Origin of the sequence: Isoptericola cucumis (assembly GCF_014635665.1) — a bacterium.
Taxonomy (GTDB): Bacteria; Actinomycetota; Actinomycetes; order Actinomycetales; family Cellulomonadaceae; genus Isoptericola; species Isoptericola cucumis.
The window spans coordinates 112228-131077 of record NZ_BMDG01000007.1 but is presented as its reverse complement, the minus strand read 5'-3'; the positions used below and the strand labels follow the sequence as shown (position 1 = coordinate 131077).

Sequence of the window (18850 nt, the reverse complement as noted above, 5' to 3'; positions counted from 1 at the left end):
TGATTCTTCTGTCGTCTGAGGCTGCGGTTCCGCTACGGGCGAGTGCCTCGTTCCTCGGCCCTCACCCTCCGCTGCATCTTCGCCTCAGACGACGAGGTCGCGCCGCCCGGGCGGCGCGGACTCCAGCCACGAGGCGAGCCCGGCGTACGCGCCGGAGGACATCATGAGCTCGAAGTCCTTGTCGTCGTACCGGCAGCGCACGAGCACCTGGTCGCTCTGGCCGGCCTGGTCGAGCGGCGCCCGGCCGGTGACGACGAGGCGTCCGCGCTCCCAGACGCGCGCCGGGCGTGGCGCGAGCGACCAGCAGCGCCACCAGTCGATCCGGCCGACCGCGTAGTGCGCGATGCCGACGACCCACGGTGCGTGCGGGTCGCCGGCAGGTCGTGCCTGGCACGGGAAGGACCCGACGCGACGCGAGAGCGTGCGCAGTCGGGACGCCCCGGCGGCGAGCACCAGTGCCAGCACGACGAGGAGCGCGATCGCGACCCAGACGACGTACGGCACCGGTGCCAGCCTCAGCGCAGCGCCGGCTCGCGGCCGGACAGCTCCGAGATCTCGTCCACCACGATCGTGACGAGATTGCTGTCGACGGAGACGAAACCGCCGGTGACGCGGGCCTCGACCGCGGTGCCCTGGGCGGTCGACACCTTCACCTCGCCGGGCCGCAGCACCGCGAGGAGCGGCGCGTGGCCGGCGAGGATGCCGACCTGGCCGTCCGCGGACGGGGCGCTGACCTCGCGTGCCGCGCCCGACCAGACCTTGCGGTCCGCCGCGACGAGGACGACGTTCAGCTCTGCCATCAAGTGCTCCTCTTTCCCCACGTACCCGAGACTGACCTCCTACCGCGTCGTCCCGCCGGGGACCCGGGGACCGGCCCCCCGGCGGGACGACGTGCGGCGGCGGGTGTCAGGCCCCGTACTCCTTCTGGATCCGGGCCCAGTTCGCCTCGAGCATCTCGAGGCCACCGATGTTGTAGAAGGCCTGCTCGGCGATGTGGTCGAACTCGCCGGCAGCGATCTTCTTGAACGCCTCGATGGTCTCGCTCAGCGGCACGGTCGAACCCTCGACGCCGGTGAACTTCTTGGCCATGTAGGTGTTCTGGGAGAGGAACTGCTGGATGCGGCGCGCACGCGCGACGACCGTCTTGTCCTCCTCCGAGAGCTCGTCGACACCGAGGATCGCGATGATGTCCTGGAGCTCCTTGTTGCGCTGCAGGATCGACTTCACCTGCGTCGCGACCTCGTAGTGCTCCTGGCCCACGTAGCGCGGGTCGAGGATGCGCGACGTCGAGGTCAGCGGATCGATCGCCGGGTACAGACCCTTCGAGGCGATCTCTCGCGAGAGCTCGGTGGTCGCGTCCAGGTGGGCGAACGTCGTCGCCGGCGCCGGGTCGGTGTAGTCGTCCGCCGGCACGTAGATCGCCTGCAGCGACGTGATGGAGTGACCACGGGTCGAGGTGATGCGCTCCTGCAGGACACCCATCTCGTCGGCCAGGTTCGGCTGGTAGCCCACCGCGGACGGCATGCGGCCCAGCAGCGTGGAGACCTCGGAGCCCGCCTGCGTGAAGCGGAAGATGTTGTCGATGAACAGCAGCACGTCCTGCTTGCGCACGTCGCGGAAGTACTCCGCCATCGTCAGCGCGGACAGGGCGACGCGCAGGCGCGTGCCCGGCGGCTCGTCCATCTGGCCGAAGACCAGCGCGGTCTTGTCGAAGACGCCGGCCTCCTCCATCTCGGCGATGAGGTCGTTGCCCTCACGGGTGCGCTCGCCGACACCGGCGAACACGGACACACCGCCGTGGTCCTGGGCGACGCGCTGGATCATCTCCTGGATGAGGACGGTCTTGCCGACGCCCGCACCACCGAAGAGGCCGATCTTGCCACCCTGCACGTACGGGGTGAGCAGGTCGATCGACTTGATGCCGGTCTCGAACATCTCGGTCTTCGACTCGAGCTGGTCGAACGCCGGGGGCTTGCGGTGGATCGGCCAGCGCTCGGTGATCTCGAGCTTCTCGCCCTCGGCGAGGTTGAGCACGTCACCGGTCACGTTGAAGACCTTGCCCTTGGTGACGTCGCCGACGGGCACGCTGATCGGCGCGCCGGTGTCGGTCACCGCGGCGCCGCGGACGAGGCCGTCGGTCGGCTTGAGGGCGATGGCGCGGACCAGCGAGTCACCCAGGTGCTGGGCGGTCTCGAGCATGAGGGTGAACGAGTTCTCACCCTCGCCCTGCGTCGAGAGGTCGATCTCGACGGTCAGGGCGTTGTAGATGTCGGGGATCGCGTCCTCGGGGAACTCGATGTCGACGACGGGGCCGATCACGCGCGCGACACGGCCCACGCCGGGTCCGCTCTGGTGCTCGACCGGGGCTTCCACGGTGGTGGCGGTCATTGCTTGCCTCGCTTCGAAAGGTTCGTTCCGGGTGTCAGGGTGGGCGTCATGACGCCGCGAGGGCGTCGGCACCCGAGACGATCTCGCTGATCTCCTGGGTGATGTCCGCCTGGCGGGCCTGGTTCGCCAGGCGCGTGTAGTTGCGGATCAGGTCCTCGGCGTTGTCCGTGGCCGTGTGCATCGCCCGCTGGCGCGCGGCCAGCTCGGACGCGGCCGCGTCCAGCATGAAGCTGAAGATCCGGCTCCGCACGTAGCGCGGGAGCAGGGTGTCGAGCACGACCTCGGGCGACGGCTCGAAGTCGTACAGCGGCATGGCGTCGCTCTCGCCGGGGACGGCGATGCCCTCCACCACCTCGAGAGGCAGCATGCGCACCACGCGCGGGCGCTGGGTGACCATGTTGACGAACTGCGTGTACACGACGTGCAGCTCGGCCACACCGCCCTCGTCGGCCGGCGCGAGGAAGGCCTCGAGCAGCGTGTCCGCGATCTCCGCCGCGACGTCCGACTGCGGGTTGTCCGAACCGTACGACCATTCCGCGGCGAGCGGACGCCCCCGGTAGCGGTAGAACGAGATGGCACGGCGGCCGGCCGCGTAGAGCTCGACCTCCTTGCCCTCGCCCTGCAGCTGCGCGACGAGCTTCTCAGCCTCGCGGACGATCGACGCCGAGTAGGCGCCCGCCATGCCGCGGTCCGAGGAGATCACCAGCACGGCCACACGGTTCGTGTCGGTGCGCTCGCTCGTGAGCGGGTGCTTGGTCGAGGAGTGCGTCGCGACCGCGGACACGGCGCGGGTGATGGCCCGCTCGTACGGCGCCGCGGCGGCCGTCCGCGCGCGGGCCTTGCCGATGCGGGACGCCGCGATCAGCTCCTGCGCACGGAACATCTTCTTCAGCGACTGCGTCGACTTGATCCGCTGCTTGTAGACGCGCTGGGATCCACCGGCCATGCTCAGGCCTTCTTCTGCACGACGAGCTGCTCCTGCTCGACGTCCGCGGCCTCGTCCTCGCTGTCGCCGCCCACCAGCGGCGACCCGTCGGCCTTGAGGAAGCCGTTGCGGACCTCCTCGACGGCCGCGGCGAGCGCGTCCTCGGTGTCCTGCTCGAGCTTGCCCGTCGACGCGATCGTGCTGAGCACCTCGGTCTTGCGGCGCAGGTGGTCGAGCATCTCCGACTCGAACCGCTTGACGTCCTCGACCGGGACGTCGTCGAGACGGCCCTTGGTGCCGGCCCAGATCGACGCCACCTGGTCCTCGACCGCGTACGGCGTGTACTGCGGCTGCTTGAGCAGCTCCATCAGCACCGCGCCACGGGCGAGCTGGCCGCGCGACGCCGCGTCGAGGTCGGACGCGAACATCGCGAACGCCTCGAGCGAGCGGAACTGCGCGAGCTCGAGCTTCAGCGTGCCGGAGACCTTCTTCATGGCCTTGACCTGCGCGTCACCACCGACTCGGGAGACGGAGATGCCGACGTCGACAGCGGGTCGCTGGTCGGCGTTGAACAGGTCGGACTGGAGGAAGATCTGGCCGTCGGTGATCGAGATGACGTTGGTCGGGATGTACGCCGACACGTCGTTCGCCTTGGTCTCGATGATCGGCAGGCCGGTCATCGAGCCCGCGCCCAGCTCGTCCGAGAGCTTGGCGCAACGCTCGAGCAGGCGGGAGTGCAGGTAGAAGACGTCACCGGGGTACGCCTCGCGGCCCGGCGGGCGGCGCAGCAGCAGCGACACGGCACGGTAGGCCTCGGCCTGCTTCGACAGGTCGTCGAAGATGACCAGGACGTGCTTGCCCTGGTACATCCAGTGCTGGCCGATGGCCGAGCCGGTGTACGGGGCCAGGTACTTGAAGCCCGCGGGGTCGGACGCCGGGGCGGCGACGATCGTCGTGTACTCGAGCGCGCCGGCCTCCTCGAGGGCGCCGCGGACCGACGCGATGGTCGAGCCCTTCTGGCCGATGGCGACGTAGATGCAGCGGACCTGCTTGTCCGGGTCGCCGGAGTCCCAGTTGTCCTTCTGGTTGATGATCGTGTCGATCGCGATCGCCGTCTTGCCGGTCTGGCGGTCGCCGATGATCAGCTGGCGCTGACCGCGGCCGATCGGGATCATCGAGTCGATCGCCTTGATGCCGGTCTGCATCGGCTCGTGCACCGACTTGCGCTGCATGACGCCGGGCGCCTGGAGCTCGAGGGCGCGGCGGCCGTCGCTCTCCACGTCGCCCAGACCGTCGATCGGGTTGCCCAGCGGGTCCACGACGCGGCCGAGGTAGCCCTCGCCGACGGGGACCGAGAGGACCTCGCCGGTGCGGCGGACCTCCTGGCCCTCCTCGATGCCGGTGAACTCGCCGAGGACGACGACACCGATCTCGCGGACGTCCAGGTTCAGCGCGAGGCCGAGCGTGCCGTCCTCGAAGCGCAGCAGCTCGTTCGCCATCGCGCCCGGGAGGCCCTCGACGTTAGCGATTCCGTCGGCGGCGAGGGTGACGCGGCCGACCTCCTCGCTGACCGCGCCCTCGGGCTCGTAGGACTTCACGAAGCTGTCCAGAGCGGCGCGGATCTCCTCCGGCCGGATCGTCAGCTCAGCCATTGCTCTCTCCTGTCGTGGCCGCGCCGTGCGCGGCCTCACGTTCTGCGGTAGCCGACCGGGGGCCGGCTGCTGGGCCTGTGATGGGTTCAGCCGGCCAGCCGGCGACGGGCGTCGGCCAGGCGGGACAGCACGGTGGAGTCGACGACGTCGGCGCCGACCTGGATGCGCAGGCCTCCGATCACGGTCGGGTCGACCGTGACGTTGAGCTGCACGGCGCGGCCGTAGGCGCTCTCCAGGAGCGCGCTGAGCCGGGACTGCTGCGCCTGGGTGAGCACCGTGCCGCTGACGACCGACGCGACGAGACGCTTGCGGCGCTCCGCGGCGACCTCGCCGAACCACAGGAGCGTGGCGACGAAGCGGCGGCCGCGCAGCGTGGTGGTCGCGCGCCGGGCCAGGGCCTGGGTCACGCCGTCCACCTTGCCCGCGAGCAGGGCGTCGACGAGGGCCGCACGGCGCTCCGGGGAGGTCGACGGGTCCGAGAGGACCTGCCGCGCCTCGCGCTGGCCGACGAGCGCCCGGGTGAGGCGGAAGAGCTCGTCCTCGACCGTCTCGAGCACGCCGCGCGACTCGGCGGACGCCAGCACGGCGTCGAGCCCGAGACGCTCGAGCGAGTCCACGAGGTCCGCGTCGCTCGACCAGCGGGACCGGGCGAGCCCGGTCACGAGGTCCACGACCCGCTCGTCGAAGCCACCGGCCGTACCGCCCGAGAGGACACGGGCGACCAGGGCCGCCTTGTCGTCACCGGTGCGCGACGGGTCGGCCAACGAACGGCGCAGCGGGCCGGACTCGTCGAGCGCGCTCACGACGGCGAACAGCTGCTCGCCGAGCGCCTGCGCGTCCGCCCCGGCGGACCGCAGCACGGGCTCGAAGCGCTCCTGTGCCGCGGCGAGAGATGCTCCGCTCGTTCCCCGCATCAGCCCTCCTTGCCGACTGAGCTGCCGGCCGGTGCCTGCGCCCCGGACTCGTCGCCCTGCGTCGCCTCGAGCTCGTCGAGGAACCGGTCGACCACGCGCGACTGGCGCGCGGCGTCCTGGAGCGACTCGCCGACGATCTTCGACGCGAGCTCCGTGGCCAGCTCGCCGACCTCGGAGCGCAGCGAGACCGCGGCCGTCTGACGCTCGGCCTCGATCTGGCGGTGCGCCGTCTCGACGATGCGGGAGGCCTCCTCCTGCGCCTTGGCCCGCAGCTCCGCGACGATGACGGTGCCCTCGGCACGCGCCTCCTCGCGGGTCTTCGCCGCGTCGGCGCGGGCCTCGGCCAGCTGCCGGTGGTACTCCTCCAGCGCCTTCGCGGCCTCTTCCTGCGCCTCGGTGGCCTTGGCCAGGCCACCCTCGATCTTCGCGGTGCGCTCGTCCAGCACGGCCTGGAACTTCGGCAGCACGTACCGGTAGAAGACCAGCCCGACGATCACGACGATCACCAGCGACCACACGAGGTCGTACGTGTGCGGCAGCAGCAGGTTGGCGGTGGTCTCCTCCGCCGCGAGCACGTCCGCGGTGGAAGTGTTCAGGGGGGAGATCATCATGCCGGGACGATGAAGCCGGCGACCAGGCCGAGGAGCGCGAGCACCTCGACGAACGCGACACCGATGAACATCGTGGTGCGGAGCTGGCTCGAGACCTCGGGCTGACGGGCCATGCCCTCGATCGTCTTGCCGATCAGGATGCCGAGGCCGATGCCCGGGCCGACTGCCGCCAGGCCGTAGCCGATGGTGCCGATGTTGCCGGAGACCTCGGCGAGGGTGGTGACGTCCACTGGGTTTCCTTCCGTTGGGCGCCGGGCCTCGGGTGGCCCGGCGTCGCTTTCATGATGGAGGTGGTGTAGCTGGGGCCCGACTCAGGCCGGGCACCGCCGTGCGGTCAGTGCTCCGCCTCGACGGACAGGTTGAGGTAGACGGCGGTGAGGATCGCGAAGACGTACGCCTGCAGCGCCGCGACGAAGATCTCGAAGAAGAAGAACGCGAAGCCGGCCACGAACGTGCCCGCTCCGAACAGCTTCATGCCGCCGGCGGCGTCGAAGAGGAAGAAGGACGTGGCCGCGAAGCAGATCGCGAGCATGAGGTGCCCCGCGACCATGTTGGCCATGAGTCGGATGGCGAGCGTCGCCGGCCGCAGGATGAAGACCTGCAGCGCCTCGATCGGCACGAGGAGCACGTAGAGCGCCTTCGGCACACCGGGCGGCAGCAGCGAGTTCTTGAGGAACCCGCCCACGCCGTGCGCCTTCACGCCCGCGCCCAGGTACATGACGTACGTCCACAGGGCCAGCACGATCGGCAGGCCGATGACCGACGTCCCGGCGATGTTGAGGAACGGCGTCACCGTCGTGATGTTCATGACCAGGACGGTGCAGAAGATCGTCGCCAGGAGCGGGAAGTACTTGCGCCCGTTCTCCTTGCCGAGGACCTCGACCGCGATCGAGTTGCGGACGAAGTCGAGGATCATCTCGATCGCGTTCTGGAACCGGCCCGGGACCAGCTTCGCGCGCCGCGCCGCGATGACGAACACGGTCAGCAGCACGACGGCCGCGATGACGCGGACCAGCATGACCCGGTTGAACTCGAAGGGCGTGCCCTCGAAGAAGATGGCCGGAGGAAAGAAGTCCGCGACGGTCGGCGCGTGGAACTCGCCGTCACCTTCAGCGGCGAGCAGCATGGGGATCGCTGGCGTAGACAGGGGGACTCCCGGAGGTCGTACGGAACCGAGGCGCTCCACCGTGCGGGGGGCACGCCATCGGACCTGGCCGTCATGGATTCGCGGACAGCCTACCCGATGATCCCCCGTGGTCCGACACCCCGGAGGCGGGCCAGCGGCCATATCCCGCGGCTTGTGAAGAAGGGCACGATATTGCCCGCGGCGACAGGATGGCGCCCGGCCGCGGCACCCGGATCAGGGCTGCACGTAGGGCACCCGGCCGTCCTTGACGGCGCGGTAGTCGAGCAGCGCCGAGCCGATCGCGCCGACCGCGAGGACGACCAGCAGGACGTACGGGTCGTAGAAGTCCGCGTCCTGGATGAGGGCCAGGACCACGATCAGCACGATCACCTTGGCGATCCAGGCGCCCATGACGAAGGCGGCCATCCGCGTCGGACCGGAACCGACCGTGCGCAGCATCGACCAGATGGTCGTGGCGCAGAAGAACGCGGCCAGCCCCGCGCCCACGAGGGCGCCCCAGACGCCCGCCGTCCCGGCGACGAGCGCGCCGATCCCCACCCCGAGCACCAGCAGCGCGCCGATGAGGATCAGGGTGTCGCGCAGCGCGGTGCGCAGCACGGCACGCTCCGCCACCGTCGCCTCCGAGGGCGCCGAGGGCGCTGCGTCGTTCCCTGCGGCACCGGCCGGTGCGGCCCCGGGTCCGGGCCGCTCGCCGCCGGGCTCCGGCTGCTCGGGTTGGGGCGGGGTGGGCGTCGTCATCAGGAACGTCCTTCGTGCGAGGTGGTGGTCGGGGTCGGGGCGACGGCGTCCGCGGCGGCCGGGACCGCGGGCACGGCTCCGGTGGCGACGTCGTCGTCGAGGAAGCGGCCGCGGGTCCGCAGCGGGCCCAGGGTGAGCAGCAGGGCGACGACGACCGCGACGCCCAGGCCCGTCAGCACCACGGACCAGTCCCACCGCACCAGGGCGGCCACCCCGAACGAGAAGACCGCGGCCCACACGTACAGGATGAGCACCGCGCGCCGGTGCGAGTGGCCCAGGGCCAGCATCCGGTGGTGCAGGTGCATGCGGTCCGGATGGAACGGCGACTTGCCCGCGGCGACGCGGCGCACCACCGCCAGCGCCATGTCGAGCAGCGGCAGGAGCACGACCGCCACGGGCAGGAGCAGCGGGATGAACAGAGGCACGCGCTGGGCGCCGGAGAGCGCGTCGCCGGTCGCGGTGGGGTCGATGTTCCCGGTGATCGTGATGGCGGCGCCGGCGAAGACGAGGCCGAGCACCATCGACCCCGAGTCACCCATGAAGATGTGCGACGGGTAGAAGTTGTGGGGCAGGAAGCCCAGGCACACGCCGACGAGGACCGCGAGCAGCATGGTCGCGAGGTTGGCGTAGTTCTCGGGGCTGGACTGCTGCGTGAGGCTGTAGGAGTACAGGAAGAAGGCGGAGCCGCCGATCGCGATGAGCCCCGCCGCCAGACCGTCCAGCCCGTCGACGAAGTTCACGGCGTTCATCGCCACCACGACCACCAGCACCGTGACGAACAGCGACAGCCGCGACGACGTGATGACCAGGCCCTCCGGCGTCGGCAGCCACGTGAGCTGCACCTGCTGCCACGCCATGAAGCCCGCCGCCAGCACCTGGCCCGCGAGCTTGGTCATCCAGTCGAGGTCCCACACGTCGTCGGCCCAGCCCAGCAGGCACACGATCGCCGCGCCGCCGACGATCCCCCACGCCTGCGGGTCGGCGAAGACGCCCGACAGGAACGGCATCTGCGAGGCCAGCACCACCGCGACGACGATGCCGAGCAGCATCGCCAGCCCGCCCAGGCGCGGCGTGGGCAGCACGTGCACGTCGCGCGCACGGACCGCACTGATCGCGTTCGTGCGGCGCGCGACCCACCGCGCGCCCGGCGTCGCGAGATACGTCACCGCGGCGGCGACGAGCATGAGGAGCAGATACGCCCTCACCCGACGGCACCGTCCTGCTGGGTGTCCGCCGCCGGGGCGGTCTCGTCGCCGTCGCCGTCGGCGGCCGCGCCGTCCGCCGCCGTCTCGGCCGTCTCCGCCGTGGCGGTGTCCTCGGTGCCGTCGGTGCCGTCGGTGGCCAGCACGGGCGCCACCTCGCGCAGCGCCTCGAGCGTGATCGCCCCGGCGCGCACGACGCGCAGCCGCTCCCCGGTGGCGTCGACGATGGTCGACGCCACGCCACCGGGCGCCGTCCCGCCGTCGAGGTACGTGCCGACGGCGTCGCCGAGCTGCTCGCGGGCGTCGGCGGCGTCCAGCGCGGCGGGGCTGCCGGTGCGGTTCGCGCTCGAGACCGCCATGGGGCCGGTGCGCCGCAGCAGGGCGAGGGCCGCCGGGTGGTCCGGCATGCGCAGGGCGACCGTCCCGTGCGTCTCCCCCAGGTCCCAGTGCAGGGACGGCTGCGCGCGCAGGATGATCGTGAACCCGCCCGGCCAGAACGCCTCCACGAGCCGGCGGGCGTCGTCCGGGACGTCGGTGGCGAGCCCGTCGAGGGTGCGCACGTCGGGCACGAGCACCGGCGGCGGCATCTGGCGCCCTCGCCCCTTCGCCGCGAGCAGGGCGGCGACGGCGTCGGCGTCGAACGCGTCCGCGCCGATGCCGTACACCGTGTCCGTCGGGAGCACGACGAGGCCGCCGCGCGAGATCGTGTTCACGGCCTCGTCGATCGCGGGGCCCCAGGAGTTCGGGTCGGTGACGTCGTGCGCGCTGCTCACGGGCACAAGTCTGGCACGGCTCACGACTCCTCCGGCCCGCCGTCCCGCGCCCCGCCGAGCCGGCGCGCCACGACCATGCGCGGACGACCGGTCAGGTCGCCGAGCGTCTCGGCGGGCCCGAAGCCCTCGGCGTCCGCGACCATCGCGCGGGCGGCGGCGGCCTGCACCTCCGCGTGCTCCATGACGTACAGCCCGCCGGGCCGCAGCAGCCGGGCCGCCGCGGCCGTGACGCCGCGCGGCACCTCGAGGCCGTCCGCGCCCAGGCCGTACAACGCCACCGCCGGGTCGTGCGCGGCGACCTCCGGGTCGCGCGGGACCGCGTCCGGGGGGACGTACGGCGGGTTGGAGACGACGACGTCGACCGTGCCGTCCAGCTCGGCGAGCGCCCGGCGCGCGTCGCCACGGACCAGGTGCACGAGGGGCTCGGCCGCCCCGGCCGCCGCCGTCACGGCCGCGACGTTGCGCGCCGCCCAGGCGTGGGCGGCCGCGTCCAGCTCGACGGCGTGCACCCGGGAGCCCGGCAGCTCGGTCGCGAGCGCGAGCGCGATCGCCGCCGACCCGGTGCACAGGTCCACGACGACGGCACGGCCGCGCGCGGCCTGTGCGCGCGCGGCCTCGTCGAGGGCGACCTGCGCGACCTGCTCGGTCTCCGGGCGCGGCACGAAGACCCCCGGGCCCACCACGAGCTCCAGGTGCCGGAACGGCGCCGTGCCCGTGAGGTGCTGCAGCGGCTCGCGGCTCGCGCGCCGGGCGACCAGCGCCGCGAACCGGGCGCCGGCGTCGCCGGGCAGCTCCCGGTCCAGCAGCGCGAGCCGCCGCACCTCCCCGCGCTCGACGCCGAGCACATGTGCGAGCAGCTCCTCCGCGTCCACCCGCGGGCTGGGCACGCCGGCGTCCGCGAGCCGCGCCGTCGCCCGGCGCACGCTCGCACCGGCGGTCGTGGGCGCCGGCTCAGGCACCGTCGCCGGCCGCGGCGAGCCGCGCCGCCTCGTCGGCGTCGATCGCCGACCGGACCACGGGGTCCAGGTCGCCGGCGAGCACGTGGTCGAGGTTGTACGCCTTGTACCCCGTGCGGTGGTCCGCGATGCGGTTCTCGGGGAAGTTGTAGGTGCGGATGCGCTCGCTGCGGTCCACGGTGCGCACCTGGGAGCGGCGCACGTCGGCCGCGGCCGAGGCGGCCGCCTCCTGCTGCGCCGCGAGCAGCCGCGCGCGCAGCACGCGCATCGCCTGCTCCTTGTTCTGCAGCTGGGACTTCTCGTTCTGCATCGACACCACGATGCCGGTGGGGACGTGCGTGATCCGGACCGCGGAGTCCGTCGTGTTGACCGACTGCCCGCCCGGCCCGGAGGACCGGTAGACGTCGATGCGCAGGTCGTTCGCGTCGATCTCGACCTCGCCCGGGTCGTCGACCTCGGGCAGCACGAGCACGCCCGCGGCCGACGTGTGGATGCGGCCCTGGGACTCCGTGACCGGCACCCGCTGCACGCGGTGCACGCCGCCCTCGTACTTGAGGCTCGCCCACACCCCCTGGGCCGGGTCGCTCGCGCCGCGGGACTTGACCGCCACCTGGACGTCCTTGTAGCCGCCGAGCTCGGTCTCCGTGGCGTCCAGCACCTGCGCCTGCCATCCCCGGCGTTCCGCGTAGCGCAGGTACATGCGCAGCAGGTCGCCCGCGAACAGGGCGGACTCCTCGCCGCCCTCGCCGGCCTTGATCTCGAGGATGACGTCGCGACCGTCGTCCGGGTCACGCGGCACGAGGACGCGGCGCAGCCGCTGGGAGGCCTCGTCGGCCGCGGCCCGCAGCGCGGGCAGCTCGGCCGCGAACGACGCGTCGTCGGCGGCCAGCTCGGCGGCCGCCTCGGCGTCGTCGTTCGCCTGCTCCCACGCGCGGTACGCGGCGGCGACCTGGTTCAGCTCGGCGTACCGGCGCCCGAGGGATCGTGCCCGTCCCGCGTCGGCGTGCACCCCCGGGTCGGCGAGCGCTCGCTCGATCTCCGCGTGCTCGTCGAGCAGCGGCCGTGCGGCGGCGAACGGGTCGGTCATCGGTACTCCCGGTCCGGGCGCGAAGTAGTCCGGACCGGTACTACCTCGTCGAGATGCGAATTACCTCGGCAAAGCAGCAGCGCCGGCGGTCCGACGTCCGACTGCCCCTGGAGAGGTTGTCGGGCGGACCACCGGCGCTGCGGGGGTGCTACTTCTTCTTGCCGTAGCGCGCCTCGAACCGGGCCACACGGCCACCGGTGTCGAGGATCTTCTGCTTGCCCGTGTAGAACGGGTGGCAGGCGCTGCAGACCTCGGCGCTGATCTTGCCGGAGGTCGCGGTGCTGCGCGTGACGAACGTGTTGCCACAGGTACAGGTGACCTCGGTGGCGACGTACTCGGGATGGATACCGGGCTTCATGATGCTCCTAGGGGTGATGCCACCGGGTCGCCCCGCAGGAGAGCGGGCCGTGAACCGGCAGGCCGACGAACCATTGTGCCAGAACGCAGAGCGCCCCGGAAATTCCCGCGGGCGGGAGGGATCAGAGTCGGTGGTTCCGCCTCAGACGGTCTCGCCGGGGTTCTCGTCGGAGAGCCCCGCCGGCGTCGTCTTCTGCACGTGCAGGAGGAACTCGACGTTGGTCTTGGACTTGCGCAGCTGACCGAGCAGGAGCTCGAGAGCCTGCTGCTGGTCCAGGGCGCCGAGCACGCGGCGCAGCTTGTAGACGATCGAGAGCTCGTCCTTGGCCATGAGGATCTCCTCGCGGCGCGTACCGGACGCGTTGACGTCCACGGCCGGGAAGATCCGCTTGTCGGCCAGGTTGCGGGACAGGCGGAGCTCCATGTTGCCCGTGCCCTTGAACTCCTCGAAGATCACCTCGTCCATCTTCGAGCCGGTCTCCACCAGCGCGGAACCGAGGATGGTCAGCGAGCCGCCCTCCTCGATGTTGCGCGCCGCGCCGAAGAACTTCTTCGGCGGGTAGAGCGCCGCGGCGTCCACACCACCCGAGAGGATGCGTCCCGACGCGGGGGCGGCCAGGTTGTAGGCGCGCGACAGGCGGGTGATGGAGTCGAGCAGCACGACGACGTCCTGACCGAGCTCGACCAGGCGCTTGGCACGCTCGATCGCGAGCTCCGCGACGATCGTGTGGTCGGAGGCCGGCCGGTCGAACGTCGAGGCGATGACCTCGCCCTTGACCGTCCGCTCCATGTCGGTGACCTCTTCGGGCCGCTCGTCCACGAGCACCACCATGAGGTGGACCTCGGGGTTGTTGGCCGTGATGGCGTTCGCGATCTGCTGCATGATGATCGTCTTGCCGGCCTTCGGGGGCGAGACGATGAGACCGCGCTGGCCCTTGCCGATCGGGGCGACGATGTCGATCACGCGCGGCGTGAGGCGCGTCGCCTCCGGGTTCTCCAGACGCAGCCGCTCCTGCGGGTACAGGGGGGTGAGCTTGGCGAACTCGGGCCGCTTGCGGGCCTCCTCGGGCGTCATGCCGTTGACCGAGTCCAGCCGCACCAGCGCGTTGTACTTGTTGCGCGGGTTCTTGCTGCTGCCGCCGGCCGGCGGCTCGTCGCCCTCGCGGGGCTGGCGGATGGCGCCCACGACGGCGTCGCCGCGGCGCAGGCCCGACTTCTTGACCTGGTTGAGCGAGACGTACACGTCGTTCTGCCCCGGCAGGTAGCCGCTGGTGCGCACGAACGCGTAGTTGTCGAGGATGTCGAGCACGCCGGCGACGGGCAGCAGGACGTCGTCCTCGCGCACCTCGACGTCGTTCTCGAGGCCGGCGACGTCGGGGCCGGCGCCGCTGCGGTTGCGGCCGCGCTTGCGGTCCCGCCCACGGTCGCGACCGCGGCGCCGACGGGAGCCGGACCGGTCGTCGTCGTTCATGCGGTCGTCGCGCCGGTCGTCGCGCCGGTCGTCGCGGCGGCGCTCGTCGCGCTGGCCGTTCGGCGCGCTGTCGTTCGAGCGACCCTGGCCGCGGTCGGCCCGCTGGGCGTCACCGTCGTTCTGGCCACGCTCGGCGGCCTTCTCGGTGGGACGCTCGCCGCCGCGGCGTGCACCGCGCTCGCGCGGGGCGGCGACCGCCTCGGCGAGCTGCGCGAGGCGTGCCTCACGGTCGGGGTCGGCCGCGGAGTCCGCCGCGCCGTTCGGGCGGTCGCCCGACGGGCGCTTCGACTCGGCGCGAGCCTGCTCCTGGCCGGAGGCGTTCTGCTGCCGGCCGGCGTCAGGCTGGCCGGAGGCGTCCGTCGTGCCGGCGGTGCGCGTCGCCCGGCGGGCGCGGCGGGGCGCCTCGGCCGAGCGGTCGGCGCCGTTCCCGGCCTCGGCGGACGGGGCGGACGACGCCTCGGACGACGGCGCGGACGCCGAGGCGGGCGCGTCGCTGCGGACCGCGGGGGCGGCCGCGCTGGCCGCGGCCACGGGCGCGCTCCCGGCGCGGGCGCCGGAGCCGCGCTGGTTCCGGATCGCGTCCTGCAGGTCGCTCTTGCGCATGCGGGACGTGCCCTTCACGCCGAGCTGCGCGGCCAGCGCCTGGAGCTCGGCGAGACGCATCGAGCTCAGGTTCCCGGACGCTGAAGCGTTCGGGCTGTCGGTGGTGTTCGTCACGAAGGACCCTTCCCCCTCGTATGCGGCCCTGTCGATGTCACGGGCCGGGGTGGCGGGCGTCCCGGTGCAGTGGGCACCAGGACGCGTGGAACCTCGCATCAGTGGTACGACGGCGTCGGCTGGCGGGGTTGTGTCGGCCTTCGCGCGTGACGGCCGCAGCGCGTTGCACCGCGGCGGACGACCCTGGGCACAGGCTCTGCCGGGCACGCACGAGATGTCGCGTGGCAAGAAGAGGGGGTGCCTCGGTAGTCCATCCCGAAGGCTCACCGCATCTTACCACTCCACGACGCTCCTCCGGCAGGCCCGACGCGCCGGGCGGTCGCGCCGTCGAGATCGATGCCCGGGCGCAGCGCCCGCCAGCCGGCCACGTCGTCGACGAGCCCGGCCAGGACGCCGTCGAGGCGCGCCGTGCCCTCCCCCGACGTGAGCACCAGGACCGTAGGTCCCGCGCCCGAGACCGTGGCGGCCAGCCCCTCGGCGCGCAGCGCTCGCAACAGCTCGGACGAGGCCACCATGACGCCCGCCCGGTAGTCCTGGTGCAGGCGCTCCTCGGTCGCGTCGAAGAGCAGCTCCGGCCGGCGGGCGAGGGCCTCCACGAGCAGCGCCGCGCGGCCGGCGGTGAACGCCGCGTCGCCGTGCGGGACCTGCTCGGGCAGCACGCCGCGGGCGCGGCTCGTGGCGAGCCGGACGTCCGGGACCAGGACGGTCGCGGTGATCCGCTCGTCGACGTCGAGGTCCACGGCGCGGGGACCGTCGCCCGACTGCCACGCGAGGGTCGCGCCACCGCGGATCGCCGGGGCGGCGTTGTCGGGGTGCCCCTCGAACTCCGTGGCGATCGCCAGCACCGCGCGGGCGTCGAGCACGTGCGGGTCGGCGAGCAGCGCGCGGGCGGCCACGACGCCGGCGACCACGGCCGCGGCGGACGAGCCGAGCCCACGACCGTGCGGGACGCGGTTCACGCAGCGCAGCCGCAGGCCGGTGCGGGGGGCGCCGGCGAGCTCGAGGGTGTGCCGCAGGGCCCGGACCACGAGATGGTCCTCCCCCGCCGGGACCTCGCCCGCTCCCTCCCCCGACACCTCCACGAGGACGTCGTCGGTGGCGAGCAGCTCCACCTCGACCTCGTCGTGCATCGCGAGCGCGAGGCCCATGGCGTCGAAGCCCGGACCGAGGTTCGCGCTCGTGGCGGGCACGCGGACGACCACGTGGTCGGCGCCGAGCTGCATCCTGGCTCCCGTCCTCCCCGTGCGGGGCTCAGTCGGTGGGGTCTGTCGCCTGCGGCCGGTGCCGCTCAGTCGAGCCCGAGCGCGTCGGCGATGGATACGACGTCGGCGCTCACCCGGGTGGGCTCCACGTCGCCGCCCTCCGGGGTGCGCAGCGCCCACTGCGGGTCCTTGAGCCCGTGGCCGGTGACCGTGACCACCACGCGCGCCCCCGCGGGCACGAGGCCCCGCTCGGCGCGGGCCAGCAGCCCGGCGACGCCCGCGGCCGACGCCGGCTCGACGAACACGCCGACCTCGGCGGACAGGATCCGGTGCGCGGCGAGGATCTGCTCGTCGGAGACCGCCTCGATGACGCCGCCGGAGGTGTCGCGGGCGTGGGTGGCCTGCTCCCAGGACGCCGGGTTGCCGATCCGGATGGCGGTCGCGATGGTGTCCGGCTCGTCGACCGGGTGGCCCTTGACGATCGGGGCGGCCCCGGCGGCCTGGAAGCCCCACATCTGCGGCGTGCGGGTGGCGACGGCGGGCAGCGACGCGTCGTCGAGGCCCGCGTACTCGCGGTAGCCCTTCCAGTACGCGGTGATGTTGCCGGCGTTGCCGACCGGGAGGCAGTGGATGTCGGGGGCGTCGCCGAGCACGTCGACGATCTCGAACGCCGCCGTCTTCTGGCCCTCGATGCGGTCGGGGTTGACCGAGTTCACGAGCTCGACCGGGTAGACGTCGGCGAGCTTGCGCGCCGCCACGAGGCAGTCGTCGAAGTTGCCGTCCACCTGCAGCAGGCGGGCGCCGTGCGCGATCGCCTGGCTGAGCTTGCCCATCGCGATCTTGCCGTCCGGCACGAGCACGGCGCAGGTCATGCCGGCGCGCGTGGCGTACGCCGCGGCGGACGCCGAGGTGTTGCCCGTGGACGCGCAGACCACGGCCTTCGCGCCGCGCCCCGCGGCCGCCGAGATCGCCGTCGTCATGCCGCGGTCCTTGAAGGACCCGGTCGGGTTCATGCCCTCGACCTTGACGTGCACGTCGGCGCCCGTGCGCTCGGACAGCGCCGGCGCCGCCACGAGGGGCGTCCCGCCCTCCCCCAGCGTCACGACGCGCTCGCGCACGTGGGCGGGCAGGCGGTCCGCGTACTCGGTGATGACGCCGCGCCACTGGTGGGCGGCGCGCTGTCCCGTCGGCTGTTCCGTCGGCATGGTCAGACTCCCTCGACTCGCAGGACGGACGTGATCTGGTGCACCGGCTCGATCCCGCGCAGGGCCTCGACCGTGGACGCGAGCGACGCCTCGCGGGCCGCGTGCGTGGTCAGCAGCAGGTGGGCGGAGCCCGCGGACCCGTCGCCGGGCGTGAACGGGGCCGGCACCTCGTCGACGGCCTGCCGCACGGTGTCGATCGAGACGCCGTGGTCCGCGAGGACGCCGGCGACCTGCGCCAGCACGCCCGGGCGGTCGGCGACGACGAGACGCACCTGGTAGCGGGTGACGGCCGCGTCCGCCGGCAGCACGGGCAGCGAGGCGTAGGCCGACTCGTACGCGCCCTTGCCGCCCGCGAGGCGGTCGCGGGCGGCGGAGACGAGGTCGCCGAGCACGGCGGACGCGGTGGGACGACCGCCCGCGCCCTGGCCGTAGAACATGAGCGGGCCCGCGCCGTCGGCCTCGACGAAGACGGCGTTGAACGCCCCGCGCACGGCGGCCAGCGGGTGCTCCGCGGGGACGAGGGCGGGGTGCACCCGCGCCGAGACGCCCTCGGCGGTCTGCTCGGCGATGGCCAGCAGCTTGATGACGTACCCGGTCTGGGCCGCGGCGGTGACGTCCGCCGACGTCACACCGGTGATGCCCTCGCGCGCGACCTGGTCGATCGAGACGCGGGTGTGGAACGCGAGCGAGGCGAGGATCGCGGCCTTGGCGGCCGCGTCGAACCCCTCGACGTCGGCCGTGGGGTCCGCCTCCGCGTACCCGAGACCCTGCGCCTCCTTGACGGCGTCCTCGAGCTCGACGCCGTACGTGGCCATCTGGTCGAGCACGTAGTTGGTGGTGCCGTTGACGATGCCGAGCACGCGGCGCACGTGGTCGCCCGCCAGCGACTCGCGCACCGGCCGGACGATCGGGATGGCGCCCGCCACGGCGGCCTCGAACGACAGGTCGACACCCGCGGCGTCGGCGGCCTCGAACAGCTCGGGCCCGTGCGCCGCGAGCAGGGCCTTGTTGGCGGTCACGACGCTCGCGCCGCTCGCGATCGCGCGGCGGATGAGGCTGCGGGGCGGCTCGATGCCGCCCATGACCTCGACCACGAGGTCGGCGCGGTCGACCAGGCCCTGCGCGTCCTCGGTCAGCAGGTCGGCCGGCACGACGGTGCCCACCCCCTCGCGGGGGCGCGACGCGTCGCGCACCGCGACACCGACCAGCTCGAGCCTCGCGCCCGCCCGCGCAGCGAGGTCGTCGGCGTGCTCCACCAGGGCCCGCGCGACCTCGGAACCGACCACGCCGTAGCCGAGCAGCGCGACGCGCAGCGTGCCGGGGGCGCGCCGGGGAGGGACGACCGGGGGGACGGGGGCGAGCCCGGGGTCGGGCGCTGCAGGCACGGGGCCACCTTCAGGATCGGGACAGCGGGGACGGTGGTCAGGATAGCCGCGGCGCGCCGCCCGGGGACGAGCCGTCCACGCCCCGGCCCGGCGGGCGTCCGGCCGGGCGTCAGCCGGTGC

General features: G+C 73.0%; 19 protein-coding genes. All 19 read right to left on the bottom strand.

The features are described 5' to 3' along the window. Window positions 1–84: 84 nt before the first annotated feature. On the bottom strand, window positions 85–504 hold the full coding sequence (locus IEW03_RS11730) for a DUF2550 domain-containing protein (RefSeq protein ID WP_188523868.1): 420 nt from the start codon (window positions 502–504) through the stop codon (window positions 85–87). Window positions 505–515: 11 nt separating this feature from the next. Then, a complete protein-coding gene (locus tag IEW03_RS11725) occupies window positions 516–800 on the bottom strand; it encodes a F0F1 ATP synthase subunit epsilon (RefSeq protein ID WP_188523867.1) in 285 nt (94 codons plus the stop codon). Between the two features lie 106 nt (window positions 801–906). After that, entirely contained in the window at window positions 907–2388 is a 1482-nt protein-coding gene (atpD, locus tag IEW03_RS11720) for a F0F1 ATP synthase subunit beta (protein ID WP_188523866.1), read from the bottom strand. Between the two features lie 46 nt (window positions 2389–2434). Continuing rightward, on the bottom strand, window positions 2435–3334 hold the full coding sequence (locus IEW03_RS11715; protein WP_188523865.1) for a F0F1 ATP synthase subunit gamma: 900 nt from the start codon (window positions 3332–3334) through the stop codon (window positions 2435–2437). Between the two features lie 2 nt (window positions 3335–3336). Beyond that, a complete protein-coding gene (atpA, locus tag IEW03_RS11710; protein ID WP_188523864.1) occupies window positions 3337–4965 on the bottom strand; it encodes a F0F1 ATP synthase subunit alpha in 1629 nt (542 codons plus the stop codon). A gap of 86 nt (window positions 4966–5051) precedes the next feature. Continuing rightward, window positions 5052–5879 carry a F0F1 ATP synthase subunit delta gene (locus tag IEW03_RS11705; protein ID WP_188523863.1) on the bottom strand — a complete coding sequence of 276 codons (828 nt, stop codon included), beginning with the start codon at window positions 5877–5879 and terminating at the stop codon, window positions 5052–5054. Beyond that, window positions 5879–6487 (bottom strand): F0F1 ATP synthase subunit B, encoded by a 609-nt coding sequence (locus IEW03_RS11700; RefSeq protein WP_188523985.1) that lies wholly within the window; start codon window positions 6485–6487, stop codon window positions 5879–5881. Before IEW03_RS11700 ends, IEW03_RS11705 begins: the two co-directional genes overlap by 1 nt. Next, window positions 6487–6720, bottom strand: coding sequence for an ATP synthase F0 subunit C (locus tag IEW03_RS11695; RefSeq protein ID WP_188523862.1), 234 nt, complete (start codon window positions 6718–6720; stop codon window positions 6487–6489). The genes IEW03_RS11700 and IEW03_RS11695 overlap by 1 nt, the downstream gene beginning before the upstream one ends. Before the next feature lie 104 nt (window positions 6721–6824). Next, window positions 6825–7616 (bottom strand): F0F1 ATP synthase subunit A, encoded by a 792-nt coding sequence (gene atpB / locus IEW03_RS11690; protein ID WP_188523861.1) that lies wholly within the window; start codon window positions 7614–7616, stop codon window positions 6825–6827. Window positions 7617–7850: 234 nt separating this feature from the next. Further along, on the bottom strand, window positions 7851–8375 hold the full coding sequence (locus tag IEW03_RS11685) for a Cg1360 family ATP-synthase-associated protein (protein ID WP_229737937.1): 525 nt from the start codon (window positions 8373–8375) through the stop codon (window positions 7851–7853). Beyond that, a complete protein-coding gene (locus IEW03_RS11680; protein WP_188523860.1) occupies window positions 8375–9580 on the bottom strand; it encodes a glycosyltransferase family 4 protein in 1206 nt (401 codons plus the stop codon). Before IEW03_RS11680 ends, IEW03_RS11685 begins: the two co-directional genes overlap by 1 nt. Beyond that, complete coding sequence (locus tag IEW03_RS11675) at window positions 9577–10350, bottom strand: L-threonylcarbamoyladenylate synthase (protein WP_188523859.1); 774 nt, start codon at window positions 10348–10350, stop codon at window positions 9577–9579. Before IEW03_RS11675 ends, IEW03_RS11680 begins: the two co-directional genes overlap by 4 nt. Before the next feature lie 20 nt (window positions 10351–10370). Beyond that, complete coding sequence (gene prmC, locus IEW03_RS11670) at window positions 10371–11309, bottom strand: peptide chain release factor N(5)-glutamine methyltransferase (RefSeq protein WP_188523858.1); 939 nt, start codon at window positions 11307–11309, stop codon at window positions 10371–10373. Then, window positions 11302–12393: a peptide chain release factor 1 gene (gene prfA, locus IEW03_RS11665; protein ID WP_188523857.1), complete on the bottom strand. Its 1092-nt coding sequence runs from the start codon at window positions 12391–12393 to the stop codon at window positions 11302–11304. The genes prmC and prfA overlap by 8 nt, the downstream gene beginning before the upstream one ends. A 148-nt stretch (window positions 12394–12541) precedes the next feature. Next, window positions 12542–12751, bottom strand: a complete 210-nt coding sequence (gene rpmE, locus IEW03_RS11660; RefSeq protein WP_188523856.1) for a 50S ribosomal protein L31 — start codon at window positions 12749–12751, stop codon at window positions 12542–12544. Window positions 12752–12892: 141 nt separating this feature from the next. After that, window positions 12893–14938 carry a transcription termination factor Rho gene (rho, locus tag IEW03_RS11655; RefSeq protein WP_268236091.1) on the bottom strand — a complete coding sequence of 682 codons (2046 nt, stop codon included), beginning with the start codon at window positions 14936–14938 and terminating at the stop codon, window positions 12893–12895. Between the two features lie 263 nt (window positions 14939–15201). Further along, on the bottom strand, window positions 15202–16161 hold the full coding sequence (thrB, locus tag IEW03_RS11650; protein WP_188523854.1) for a homoserine kinase: 960 nt from the start codon (window positions 16159–16161) through the stop codon (window positions 15202–15204). Window positions 16162–16226: 65 nt separating this feature from the next. Beyond that, a complete protein-coding gene (gene thrC, locus IEW03_RS11645) occupies window positions 16227–17345 on the bottom strand; it encodes a threonine synthase (protein WP_188523853.1) in 1119 nt (372 codons plus the stop codon). A gap of 2 nt (window positions 17346–17347) precedes the next feature. Further along, entirely contained in the window at window positions 17348–18730 is a 1383-nt protein-coding gene (locus IEW03_RS11640) for a homoserine dehydrogenase (protein WP_371870621.1), read from the bottom strand. Between the last annotated feature and the right edge of the window lie 120 nt (window positions 18731–18850).

Excerpts from the sequence above, each read along its gene's own strand:
- IEW03_RS11725 (WP_188523867.1), bottom strand. The coding sequence starts at position 800 with ATGGCAGAGCTGAACGTCGTCCTCGTCGCGGCGGACCGCAAGGTCTGG.
- atpD (WP_188523866.1), bottom strand. The coding sequence starts at position 2,388 with ATGACCGCCACCACCGTGGAAGCCCCGGTCGAGCACCAGAGCGGACCC.
- IEW03_RS11715 (WP_188523865.1), bottom strand. The coding sequence starts at position 3,334 with ATGGCCGGTGGATCCCAGCGCGTCTACAAGCAGCGGATCAAGTCGACG.
- atpA (WP_188523864.1), bottom strand. The coding sequence starts at position 4,965 with ATGGCTGAGCTGACGATCCGGCCGGAGGAGATCCGCGCCGCTCTGGAC.
- IEW03_RS11705 (WP_188523863.1), bottom strand. The coding sequence starts at position 5,879 with ATGCGGGGAACGAGCGGAGCATCTCTCGCCGCGGCACAGGAGCGCTTC.
- IEW03_RS11700 (WP_188523985.1), bottom strand. The coding sequence starts at position 6,487 with ATGATCTCCCCCCTGAACACTTCCACCGCGGACGTGCTCGCGGCGGAG.
- atpB (WP_188523861.1), bottom strand. The coding sequence starts at position 7,616 with ATGCTGCTCGCCGCTGAAGGTGACGGCGAGTTCCACGCGCCGACCGTC.
- IEW03_RS11685 (WP_229737937.1), bottom strand. The coding sequence starts at position 8,375 with ATGACGACGCCCACCCCGCCCCAACCCGAGCAGCCGGAGCCCGGCGGC.
- prfA (WP_188523857.1), bottom strand. The coding sequence starts at position 12,393 with ATGACCGACCCGTTCGCCGCCGCACGGCCGCTGCTCGACGAGCACGCG.
- rpmE (WP_188523856.1), bottom strand. The coding sequence starts at position 12,751 with ATGAAGCCCGGTATCCATCCCGAGTACGTCGCCACCGAGGTCACCTGT.
- thrB (WP_188523854.1), bottom strand. The coding sequence starts at position 16,161 with ATGCAGCTCGGCGCCGACCACGTGGTCGTCCGCGTGCCCGCCACGAGC.
- thrC (WP_188523853.1), bottom strand. The coding sequence starts at position 17,345 with ATGCCGACGGAACAGCCGACGGGACAGCGCGCCGCCCACCAGTGGCGC.